The 12,784-nt window shown below is 44.5% G+C and carries 6 protein-coding genes; all 6 read left to right on the forward strand.

Annotation, left to right across the window (positions count from 1 at the left end):
- Position 1 precedes the first annotated feature (1 nt).
- Genes CJ305_RS04850 through CJ305_RS04875 form a run of 6 tightly spaced genes read left to right on the forward strand, consistent with a single transcriptional unit; the run spans position 2 to position 12,778 of the window.
- Positions 2 to 5,203, forward strand: coding sequence for a hypothetical protein (locus CJ305_RS04850; protein WP_099645124.1), 5,202 nt, complete (start codon positions 2 to 4; stop codon positions 5,201 to 5,203).
- 3 nt (positions 5,204 to 5,206) lie between these two features.
- Positions 5,207 to 6,724, forward strand: coding sequence for a contractile injection system tape measure protein (locus CJ305_RS04855; RefSeq protein ID WP_099645125.1), 1,518 nt, complete (start codon positions 5,207 to 5,209; stop codon positions 6,722 to 6,724).
- A gap of 11 nt (positions 6,725 to 6,735) precedes the next feature.
- Positions 6,736 to 7,182, forward strand: coding sequence for a hypothetical protein (locus CJ305_RS04860; RefSeq protein ID WP_099645126.1), 447 nt, complete (start codon positions 6,736 to 6,738; stop codon positions 7,180 to 7,182).
- A gap of 10 nt (positions 7,183 to 7,192) precedes the next feature.
- Positions 7,193 to 7,516 (forward strand): hypothetical protein, encoded by a 324-nt coding sequence (locus CJ305_RS04865; RefSeq protein WP_099645127.1) that lies wholly within the window; start codon positions 7,193 to 7,195, stop codon positions 7,514 to 7,516.
- A gap of 11 nt (positions 7,517 to 7,527) precedes the next feature.
- The gene (locus tag CJ305_RS04870; RefSeq protein WP_099645128.1) at positions 7,528 to 8,136 is read left to right on the forward strand and encodes a hypothetical protein; all 609 of its coding nucleotides are present in this window, start codon (positions 7,528 to 7,530) and stop codon (positions 8,134 to 8,136) included.
- 4 nt (positions 8,137 to 8,140) lie between these two features.
- Positions 8,141 to 12,778 carry an eCIS core domain-containing protein gene (locus tag CJ305_RS04875; RefSeq protein ID WP_099645129.1) on the forward strand — a complete coding sequence of 1,546 codons (4,638 nt, stop codon included), beginning with the start codon at positions 8,141 to 8,143 and terminating at the stop codon, positions 12,776 to 12,778.
- Positions 12,779 to 12,784: the final 6 nt, after the last annotated feature.

A 12,784-nucleotide genomic window follows, 5' to 3' on the forward strand; every position in this document is an offset into this window, starting at 1 on the left:
CATGCAAGCACTATTAACCAAAATAACACCCGATTACCGCGCGTTTGTTGATGATCAGGTATTGACCGCGGGTCAACTCAATGAGTTTTTAGACTTTTTTCAGGACCAGGATAGACTCTCTCGTATTTGCCTGAGCGGTGTAGGCATCGTTTGTGGATTTGAGGTTTCAACAGCAGGAACCACACTAATCGTAAAACCCGGGTGTGGCATTACCACCGATGGTGACCTGATCAAACTCTTGCAACCGGTAAAAGAAACCGAAGCAGGTGAACAACTTACCGGTAGCGATGTGTATCAAAAACTGGCCGGCCAGGCTTTACATTACACACATTACCGCGAGTTTGAGGACGCCTATGCCAAATATCCCTATTTCAGAACCGGAGCTGGCGAAACGGCGACACAAATTCCTTTACTTGAATTACGAACAGAGGCTACTAAAGAAACCGGGAAAGACAACGTACTTACTGCTGAAGAACTCAAAGACAAAGTGGTGGTTTTATACCTGGAAACCTACCCGCAAACACCTGATATCTGTACCGAAACCAATTGTGACAATCAGGGAGAACGACAGGCGGTTAATTTGCGAGTGTTACTTGTTAACGAGAGTGACGTCCCCGTACTATTAAAGAAAGATTCCATTTACGGTGTTCACAACAACCTGGTTGCATATCAAAGTCTGCCAGAAATAAAAGTACCCAGACTTCTTCTTAAAACAGGAGCAAAAGAAATAAAAGAACCGCCGAGACTGGATACCTCTGCCCTGCTCGATTTTATCAATCTGCGTAAAGATTTGCTTTTTGATGAAAGTCTGATCCAATTACCTAAAGAAGTTAATGGCTTAGAAAGTCTTAAAACCACCAAAGAAATCGCAGAAACACCCATTAAGTTTTCTCCCGGCTTCTCGATTGCCGAAGAAATCAAACCTTTAAAACCGGTTTTTCCGGAGATCAGAGATTTATCGGGTTTGCGCATCAATACCAACTTTAAACCTGTAAATACCAAAACCTATTCGGCTCTGGCTTCAGACTACAGAGTGAAATGCGCGGGGCTTGCCGGTGAACTGGCAAATGGTTTCCTTAAAGTACAGGAAAATTTCAGACAACTTCTTGATATAGAATCTATAAAACTAAACAGTCTCATTCAAAACTTGAATACGCTTTCCAAGCAAATTCCGCAGGAACAGGTTCAGTATTATTACGATTACCTGGCTGATTTGACTGCTGTGTACAACGAAGTTCGGGACTTGATTTTGCACATTCAACACGTGTGCTGTCCACCCATTGATGCCTTTCCGAAGCATCTGCTTTTGGGCAAGCCTAATGCTTCCCTGCGTTTTGCTAAAAACAGGCATAAATTTTACAACTCGCCTATAACTGCAAATGGAGATAAGGCATTTCAAAAAGCGCGCTTTTTGCTTCAAAAGGCTGTGGTTTTAAGTGAATCCTTCAGTTTGCCTGTGCAGCCTGCAATCGTCATTACACCTTCAAACAACCCTGCACAACAACAAGAAGATGCCCGGGCTATTCCTTTCTACTATAAACCGAATGAGCAACTGACTGCACTTTGGGATTACTTCAAAACGTCAATTTTTCGGGAGAAATTTAATCTGGGTTATCATAAAGACTTCTTAGACAAAGCCCCTACGATTACTAATCCGCTGGCGTATGAACTCACAGGCTTTAATTTCCTCAGAATTGAAGGTATTCAGGGTAAACCCTTCAGCCAGGCGCTAAAAAGTCTCGAAAACCTAAAAAAAGAATACAATCTGGCTTTTGACATCAAGGCGATAAACATCAATGCAAGCCTTGAGGATATTGAACTGGATGCCTACTCCTGCAATTTTGATTATCTGGCAACCAGCCTAAAATCGTGGATGGCTGAGCAGGATTGTCTAAACAGTGAGGTGACCGCCTTTTTCAGCGGATTCAATATTAAAGATTTGGGCAGTCACAATTACAGTTTTGAGCAGTTTGGGCGGGAAGATTTGTTAGACAAAGAGGTTGTTATACGACCTGATTTGCGCGATTCATCAAAAATGGCAGCAGACCAAAAGTTCATCATTGACTATTACAAGATTGATGTTGAAGCGCTTAAGAAATACCCCAGAGCTCAGTTAGACCAGCTGCAAAAACTTTTGGAAGAGATTCGCCAAAAATTAACCACAGCAAGAGATACTCAGGCGGTTTTGGCATCTTATCAAAAACAGGTTACCAGTCTGATTACTAAAATCACCGGTGGTCAAGGCGAAGGTGAAATCAAGGAATTTTTGGCAGAAGATGCCGTACGTATGGACTTCTTTACCGAAAAATCTACATCCTCAAAAACAGATAGCTTCCGCATTCTGGGTGGTATTACCGATAGCAGCGCCACGTCTACTGCAAAAGACAGTACAGTGCGTATGAAAAGTGCTTTCAAAACCATCGCACCACTTACTCAGGAAGTTAAAGTCAATAAAACGGTAACGGCGAGTTTATATACCAAACCCGAAGATCTGGGCTCTGTGGTGGATTTCGTTTCTAAAGATCGTGTCAATGCCAGTGCTGTTGAACTTATTAGGGATATTCTGCGAAGGCAAAAAGAATTGTTCCCTAAAGAAACCCCAACCAATCCCAACGATCTCAAAGTAGGTCTGGAGATTCCTGCTGGTATCTTATCCCGATTACAACTTGCGGCTTCGCACATTCCACCAGATCTGGAATCGGTGACCAAAGAAGGCAAGGAAAATTTTGTCAAAGCAATGGCAGACCTCTGCGCGTTTGTAAAAGAGGCCCGTGCCATTGTCAATGAGATTTTTAATAATCCGCAGGTTGATTATACACATTATGGCTACGAGACCATATATACGTTTATGTTAGACCGCTTGCAGGAAAACTGCTGTGCTGCCGAGCAATTGGAGGTAATTCTGGAAGAGATTGAAACCAAAAAAGCTCAAATTCTTGACGAACTCATTTTTGAAAACTTCGTGCGAAAACATCCCGGTCTAGAGCATAAAGCCGGGGTACCTATGGGCGGCACATTTGTAATGCTTTACGCAGGCATCACACGAGAACAGGCCGATTCAAACATAGCTCCAAACACGGTAGTGGCCGATTTTGCACTGCCTTATATGTGCTGCTCAGACTGTGCTCCTATTGGGTTCATAATTCCGGAGCCTGTAGATAGTGCTTCGCTCATTGTTAATCCCAACCGTTTGTGTCTTGATCCTGCAAGTAAAGATCCGGTAGAAGTAACACTTACTGTCAGTCCTTCAGATGGAGAAGTAAGCCTCATCAATAAAACCATAAAAGGAATCAGCATTCAGGGAACCGCGCTGCGCATCAGTCCGCCGGAATACAATGCCTACGATACGCCCCTGCAATTTGCAGTTGATGGCGTGCTCACTACGGCCAGTTTAACGGTAATCAAAAAACCGGCTTTTGAAATTGTGACCATTCCGCAGCAACTCAGCGCTGCACCGGGTGAATCTATTGAGTTGAAACTAGATATCGAAAACACCAATCAATTCAATACCAGCGTCTTCGAATTCAACTGGAAGGCCGGTGATCAGGAGTTTTCCGGTAAAAATCCTACCTATCGGGTTACTGTGCCTAAAGAATTTGACGGCAGTATGTTTGAAGTTCCAGTAAGTTTGAGACTTGAGGGTTCTATTTGTGAAAGCGTCACTCAGGAAACTAATCTGCTGATTGAAATAAAGCAAGCTCAGCAAACCTTTATCAATATTGAACCCCGCCTATTCTGCGCAAATGACGAGTTTGCCTATCCCATCACCGTAATTCCGGAAGATGCCGTAGTTGAAATTGGTGGAGTTGGTGTTGAACAAAACGACAAGGGCTGGACGTTTATGCCGGCAAAAGCAGGTCCGGGTATTCATCAGATCCTTCTAAAAGACGGAAATTCAATTGGCGTGACAGTGCAGGATGTTCCCAAAGCCTTTGGCCTCAAACCTGTTTTTGACTCCGCAAATAAACAGCTTAGCATCAGCGTTGACGATCCTAATGCAAAGGCACCGTTTGAATGGTTTATTAATGGTAAACCGCATAAAACTACTGAGGATGGACAGTTGATAATTAAGCAAAGTCAAACTGCTTTAACAGCGCGAGTATTTGTAGATGCTGTGATAGAGCCTTGCGGTAGCATACGTTCAGAGATTATCAGTATTGAAATTCCGGCTTTGGAAACTGATGAGGTAGAAACAGTTGTCATTGCTATGGAAGAAACGCAATACTGCAATACCGATCAAAGCACGTATTCAATCACTTTCGTATCGGGTGATCCTAAAACCAAAATTACCGGGGAGGGAGTTGTCTTTGAAAATGAAAAATGGGGCTTTATACCTTTGGGTCTGGCTCCCAATATCTACGAAATTAAACCTGAAGGCGGACAGTCTATCACTATACGTGTGGGGGCTCCTTCCGGCAGAGACGTAATTCTCACTCCCAAAGAAGAAAATGGAAATCGTATTTATACCAGCAATATAACCGACACAAACGCAAGTTATACCTGGCTTCTGGACGGTAAAGCACTCGACGACTTTAAAGACAATAAAATCTCCTTTGCATTAGATAAGGCGCTTTCAGCTGAATTGGTCTTACAGGTTAGTATTCCGCCTTGCGATAATTTGCGATCTAAGCCCACCCGTGTCGAGATCAAGGTGCAGGAGCCGGGAGACCCACCTGCCGATGATACCACCTGTAGCAGCAAAACAACCGAATATTTGAAAGCTCAGCTTCCGGCACTTAACAGTCTTCTAAAAGGAAGTCAGAATATGGATTTGGTTGGAGCAGGCACTCTGGTCAAAGAACTGTACCGCGATGTCCTGGCAGATCCCGCGATACTTACAAGCGGACTCAGCAGCGAACTCGGTCAGCGCATTCAACAGACATTAGACCGTATTCACGAAGCCTGCCTGGCTGCAAAAAGCACGGAAAAACCGCTGTTTGTAAGACTTTACATCTTCGCTCAGGATTTATTTTACGGCGTGATGCGCTGCAAGAAGTCGACCTTTTGGAGTACAACGGTGGTCGCTCCTATTCTCTCAGCGACTGAAAAACACTTTAACCGTAAAGAAAACGGCGCCTTTGGCAATCAGGATGGAGTAAGCTTCCCCGATAATCTGGAAGCCAAATATTTGGAGCTGCAGAAGCATTTCAACACGCCGCGCTACGAGACGCATTTTAATCTGTTAATCGAAAATCTTAAGTAAGTGATGGCGACAGCGCAGGCTCATATCATAGATAAAGTGGTTGTAGAAGTAAGCTGCAACTCGATGGAGCGTGCGCTGTTTCTTAAAGATCATATTGATGAGGTGTTGCAGCAACAGGTTTTCCCAAAACTGGAAGCCTGGTTGGAGACTCAGGGACTATATTCTGAGAACTTTTACCGTTTGGAAACGCTTGATCTGGACTTAAGCACAACGACTTCAGGTTTGAATTCAGACTTAGCAGATACACTCTGCGAAAAGATTCAGGAAAGCATAAGCAAAACCATTCAGCACAAGAATTCCGCCGAGAAATCAAGTGAAGTAGAGCTTCTGGAACCACAGGAACGTCATCCGGAAGCTTTTCTTCACTTCTTAAAAACCGGAAGCTTACCCTGGTATTTCAATGAAGGAGAAAAACTAAACCTTGAGGAGGTTGCGACAGCATTAAACCGAATGACTCCTAAGCTCAAAAAACTCTTGCTTGAACACCCGTTCGCCTTAAAACGTTTGGTTTTTCAATATGCTAATAACTCGGAATTTTTGAAAAAACTCGTGCCGGTTTTGGTACAGGGTAATTCCAAATCAATCCGTGCTTCTGAAACCGGCTATTCCAAAAACACCAATGCTGCTTATCGAGAATCGGTATTCAACCTGATCCTGGAAAGCTTTGCAGAGGCACCGGTACCTCGTATTGATCAGGCATTAAATCGGGTGTTGAGCGTATTGCTTCGGTCTAATGAAAAATTGCTTTTCACGGACCTGATGACCTTATCGCAACTTACCGAAAATCAACTTCTTGTAACTCTAAATAAAAACAAAGTAACGCTTTCGGTAAAAGGACTTAAAAACTTAAAAAAGAGAAAATTAAAGTACATAGTAAATCCCGATAAAGTGCTTAATGAAAAGCTGGAAGAACTTTCGGTTTCACCGCAAAAACCGGTATTTGAGCCCTTCGAAAATGAGTTAACTGCAAAAGAATTTTATCCTAAAAATAGCGAGCAAGAGCACCCTACAGAAGCTGATGCCGGGTCGCTGATTGTTCAACAGGCAGGTCTGGTTTTACTGCATCCATTCTTACCGGTATTATTTAAAGAGCTAAACTTTTTAGACGAAGCTAAGCAACTAAGAAAGTCGAAACAAGACGAAGCCGTTCATGTGCTCCACTTTCTAGCCACAGGCAACCTAAAGCCTTTCGAAGCTGAACTGGGTTTTGAAAAATACCTGTGTGGTCTTCCGCAGCAATTTCCGGTAAAAAGGAATGTCAAGCTTTCGCGAAAGCAAAAAACTGAAGCTACCCATTTGCTGGAAACAGCCATCCAACACTGGTCTGTATTAAAAAACACATCACCGGCGGGTTTACGGGGACAATTTCTTATTCGCTCCGGTAAACTAAGCTTTGACAGCGAGCGGGATCAACTCCAACTGGAGCGGGTAACGGCAGACATTTTATTAGACCAGCTCCCCTGGGGACTGAGTATGATGCGACTGCCATGGCTCAAAAAAATACTGTACATAAACTGGTAAAACTGAACACTATGAATTCGCTAAAACACACCTTACTTACCCTTTTTACGGGCCTGATTTTGCTTTCATGCGGCACCAGTCTCTACGATCACTACAGCTACACCCAAACGCTGGAAACCAAAGCAGCCGCGATTAGCCTGATTAATGTCTCTGATCAAAATTTTGAAGATCATAAAGCCGCTGCAGAAGCTTTAAAAAGTCAGATAGACCTGATGTTGACTTACGAGCGCGCCAAATCAAAAAATGAAATCACCGTACAGATGTGGCAATACCTTCAAAATGAGGACTGCAGTCTGCAGCAGTTTTTAAAACTCTGGCAGCAACAAGGTACGTTAAGTCCGGTTTTTAAGGAAGAATACAGACCTCAGGTTGAGAAAATCTTTGACCTGATGGCCAATTATGAAACCCAAAAAGATGCACAGTCAAAAAGCCTGTTGCTTGACCTGATAACCCTTTAAAACGACGATTATGGATTTTAAAAACGTATTTGAAGCATTGAAAACAGACATTCTTGAGCTGGTAAAAGACCGTTTTGACGAAGAGGGAACTCAGGTGCGTAAAGACATTGAAGATTTTCTGGAAGGGTCTAAAGATAAACTGATGCGCTGGACCTCACTTTTGGAACAAGGTGCCCTGACTCCTGCTGAATTTGAACTGCTGCTTAAAAGTCAAAAGGACTTACTGGTGATTCAAAGCCTGCAACGTGCCGGAATTTCTAAAATCAAAATTGGCCTTTTTAAGAACGAAGCCATAAAAATCATTGTAAATAAGACCGTTACGGCACTCATTTAAATTAAAAAACCATGGAAAGTCTTACGTTTTTCGAACAGGTTTTTATGTATCTCGGCATCCTGATGTTTTTTGTTTTGCTGGGTTCGCTGGTATTTTTTGTAATCAAGGGAAAAGAACTTAAACCTTTACTCCTGTTTTTCCTGATGCCGATTTTAATGATTGGTTATCCCAGTATTCAGGAGATAAAATATCAGGAAATCTGGATCAAACTTCACAAATCCCAACAGGATTTGGTTGAAAATCCTGCAGATAGTGCTTCACGTAAAAAAGTGGAAGCCCTTACTAACAAAATTGAAGCCCGTGCACATACCGAAGAGCAATTGAACAGCATTACTTATTCTAAAATCCTGCTTCAAAAACCCAAAGAGGCCGAATATTTTGCTGAAAAAGCCCTTTCTGAAAATCAAAACTCCGAGACCGCTAAAGAGTTGAAGCAGGTCGCGCAGGTACAGGAAGAACTGAAGATTGCTAACCGGTATACCGCGACCGCAGCCGCCATTGACAGCGCTGCCGCTAAACAACTTCAACAGGTGAGACTTCCGGCCAGATACGAACCTATAAACCAGTATGTACTGCGTACGCGCTATTTAAGTACACAGCAACGAACTCAAAATAATTAAGGTTATGCCTGTTTTCGCCAAAACTAAACCTGCTTCTCAGAAGGCTTCCGGCAAAACCGGGAAGACGCCTTTTTTTGGCATACAGTCAAAGCTGAAAACCGGTCAACCCGGCGATCGCTATGAGACCGAGGCCGACAATGTGGCTGCACGTGTCATTCAGAATACTTCGGCAGATGCAAATACGCCTGCCGTGCAGGCAAAACCTCTGGCTAAAAGCATCAGCACGGGTGTACAACTCAAGCCTTTAGAAGACGAATCGGTACAAGCCAAGTCTGATTCAGAACTTCAAATGCAGGAAGAAGAGGAAGCCATTCAGTCTAAAGCCGATGACGAACTCCAAATGCAGGAGGAAGAAGAAGCGGTTCAATCTAAAGGTGAGGAAGAGGAAGTACAAGCCCAGGCTGAAGAAGAAGAGGCCATTCAATCAAAAGAAGACGAGGAAGAAGTACAAATGCGGGCTGCGACGACACAACGCAATACCGACATCAGCAGTGAATTACAAAGTTCCCGTGGGGCAGGTTCTCCCCTTCCTGAAACTTCCCGTAATCAAATGGAATCCGGTTTTGGTACCGATTTAAGCGAAGTACGCGTACATACCGATCAGCGGGCGCAGCGTATGGCTCAGGACATAGGAGCTCAGGCCTTTACCAGCGGAAGCGATATTTATTTTAATCAGGGGCGCTTTAATCCCGGTACTGTGCAGGGTGATGCGCTTCTAGCCCACGAATTAACACATACCATTCAGCAGGGTGCGGTTGATCCGCAACAGGCACCACAAAGCAACGCAAACGGTAGTACTTCGGCCCCTGCGACTTCAACTACAGCAGTAGATTCGGTCTCAGAAAATACAAGGTTAACAACTCCTGAAACTCCGGCAAACGCAGAAGCTCCAGCCAATTCACAGGAGGAAGTACCGCAAAATGCAGAAGCACAACCCGGCGAGGCACAAACTGCCGTGACGCCCTATCCACGCAGTCCGCAGGAGGACCCAGCTTTTCAACAGACCGAAAATCAGGTGGAAGACCGGTCGGAAACCGCCCAGACCACCCAACCCGCTTCACAGGCAGCTGCGGCAGCATCGGCAGCTGCTCCTGCTGCATCCAATGAACAACTGAGTGAAGCACAAGCGGGTCAGGTTGCCGTAATGGAAGAACAGGAACCCGGTACTTTTGACGCGGTTGCCTTTAAAGCTCGCCTGATGGAACGAATCGAGGCTATGCAACTACCGGCAAACGAAGAAGAAGCTGATGATTTTGAAAACAACAATAACATAGATGAAGTTACCGCAGACGGTACCGCGATGGCTTCGGCAGAGCGGCAACAGGCCGCCGGGGCTATTGATCAGGCTACACAAACCGAACCCAACCCGGACGCTGTCCCGGCACGAGAGGTGCAACCCCTTCCCGAACCCGAGTATGGCTCCCCTCCTGCTCCTGTGCGGGCAGATCAGGCGATGCCTGCTCCCCGTCCCGAAGATCAGGTAAGTGCTCCGCTTCAGGAGAATATGCAAAGTATCGATTCGGAGATGGCCAATAATCAGGTTACCGATGAGATGCTGGCAAACAGTAACGAACCCAGTTTTACGCAGGCTTTAGACAGTAAACAGGAAGCCCAAACGCATACCGAGCAGGCTCCGCAGGAATTTAGACAAACCGAGCAAAACAGTCTTGCAGCTACCCGAGAGCAGGCGCAAAACAGCAGTACTGCCGGGCTTGAGGCCATGCACAACAGCCGCACCGGAACGCTGGGTACAATGCAGACCCATCAGGAAACCGGCGCCCAGTCAGACAGTGCAGAGCGTGAGCGTATCGCAGGGGAAATCAACCGAATTTTTGAAGCCACCAAAACCGATGTGGAAACCTTGCTGGCCGATCTGGAGGCCGAAGTGGAAACCCGCTTTGAAGCTGCTGCAACTAGGGCTAAAAAAGTCTTTGAGGATTACGTAGAGCGAAAGATGGATGCCTATAAAGACGAGCGTTACAGCGGCGTTGGCGGAGCTTTAACCTGGGTTGGTGATGCTTTTACAGGCCTGCCTGATGAAGTCAATGCCTTTTTTGAGGAAGGCCGAAACAAATATATTGAAGCGATGGATGGCGAGCTTACTACAATCGCCGAGTATATCGCTCAAAAACTTACCGAAGCCAAACAGCGTATTACCCAGGGCAAACAAGAGGTAGCGACTTTTGTAGATTCACAGCCGGAAGCTTTGCGGGGTATAGCTCAGGAAGCTGCAGAAAACATTCAGGAGCAGTTTGACAGCCTGGAAGAGGATGTAAATAGCAAGCAGGACGAACTCATAGACTCCCTTGCACAGCAGTATCAGGACAGTCTGGCCGAAGTAGACGCGCGTATTGAAGAAATGCAGGCCGCAAACCGCGGACTCATCGATATGGCGATGGGACTGGTAATGGGCATCATCAATACCATCATCGCTATTAAAAATATGCTGACCAACCTGCTGAGCGCTGCGCTGGAAGCTATCGGCGCGATCATTTCAGATCCTATCGGATTTTTGAGCAACCTTATTCGGGGCGTTAAAGAGGGCTTTGTCAATTTTGGTAATAACATTATGAGGCATTTGATGAGTGGTCTCGTCACCTGGCTTACCGGTGCCCTGGGTCCCATGGGCATCACCATCCCTGAAGATATTTTTAGTCTCAAAGGCATTTTTAGCCTGGTGATGCAGGTTTTGGGACTTACCTGGGATTATATGCGGCAAAAGGCGGTAAAACTTCTTGGCGAGCCCGTAGTACAGGCACTCGAAATGGGTTTTGAGCTCTTTCAGATTATACGTACCGAAGGGATCGCAGGTATTTGGGAATACATCAAAGAGCAATTTAACGATCTTAAAGAGACCGTCATAGACAGCATTCAGGAAATGATCATTTCTACCGTGGTTGATGCGGGCATCAAGTGGGTATTGGGCTTGATGAGCCCTGCGGGAGCCTTTGTCAAAGCAGCAATGATGATTATAGATATAGTAAAATTCTTTATTGAGCGCGGCAGCCAGATTATGGAACTCATCAATGCGTTTATCGAAGGAGTCAAAGCCGTGGCGGCAGGTAATGTGGGTATGATCGCTACCAAAATTGAAAATGCTCTGGGCAAGGCCGTACCGGTAATCATTGGCTTTCTCGCCTCCTTACTGGGCATTAGCGGTTTGGCTAAAAAGGTGCAGAAACTAATCGGTAAAATCAGAAAACGTATTGATAAAGCGATTGATAAACTGATTTTAAAAGCCAAGAAGGCGTTTTCGAAATTGGTACGTAAAGGAAAAAAAGCGGCCGGAAAATTCATCGACTGGTTAGGCATTAAAAAACGCTTCAAAACGAAAGACGGTAAAAATCATAAACTCTTTTTAGAAGAAAGTGGCGGTAAGCCCCAATTGATGGTGCAAAGTGAAAAGCAGCAGGTAGGTGATCGTCTTACTAAAGCCAAGCAGGAAACACAGGCCTTGCCTGATGGGGAAATCAAAACCAATAGGATTGCAGCCGAAGGTAGAATCACCAGTTATCTTTCTGAGACCCGGGCAACTTTACAAAAAATTAAAACCGAAGAAGCTAAATCAGCACCTGATTCTGCTAAAATAGAAGGCTGGAAAAGTGAAATAGAACAAAAATTCAACAGTATAGCCGGCGATCTGGAAACTATAGGAGTGGAACCGGGATCCGTGGGCACCGGTGACAATGCAATGCTTCAGGAACTAGGGAAGGAGTACGCTTCAAAAGACCATACAACTCTAACCTCTTACGGGAATGGAAAACAGACCTTACTAGAGACCAGCGGTTATCATTATGCCACATCAGCCTCAGGCAAAAAATACATTCGTCGTAAAGAAGCCAATGATAGTGTCCCCCAGCTTTCTTTTGATGCCGAAGGGAAATTACAATTAGGAGGTTCATCCTCTGGTAGTGAAGCCGAACATAAAAATTATATACCAGATAAGATTACTAAAACAGAAACCGCGATGGGATATGAAGTGGCCTATACAACCCTTACAGATACGGGAGAGAAAGGACCAAACTTCCAAATCAATATCAGCCATGCAGGTGTATTAGCTGCAAATGAAGACGAAAATATCACCCGTCACGTTTCAGGCAGAAATTTAAAACTTAAAGCTACAGGAGGCGCTCGTGGAGTTACAGATAGCGCAACTGCGGGTTTTCATAATGCCCACTTAATAGCAGATCGTTTTGGTGGTTCAGGAAGTAATTCTGCAGAAAATATTCATCCCAGCACACCTCGATACAATACTAAAGAGATGAAGTCTAAAGAAGATGCTATTGCTCGTATTTTGGAATCAGGTTCAAAAGATCAGAATAATTTCAATCTGGAGGTTTCAGCTAATATTGTTAAGGAGAAGTCGACAAGCGCAGGATTACTTGCAGCCTTAAATGAAGAAGCCAAGAAAGATAATACAGATCACATTCCTTCAATTGAAGACGCGATGGAGCGGGATTTATTAACTTTAATAAGACCTGATTTACACGCATTACCCGGTAAATTTATGGGAGTGCATTATAATCTTGATGGAACTACAAGTTATACAGATGGAAACACTCAGGGTGTTTCTGTTGATTTGTCTGTGGGACAAGATGCTGAGTATGACACAAAAATTTTAGAAATTATCAAAAGAAAATAACCCTCA

Origin of the sequence: Leeuwenhoekiella nanhaiensis, assembly GCF_002744755.1 — a bacterium.
GTDB classification, from domain to species: Bacteria; Bacteroidota; Bacteroidia; order Flavobacteriales; family Flavobacteriaceae; genus Leeuwenhoekiella; species Leeuwenhoekiella nanhaiensis.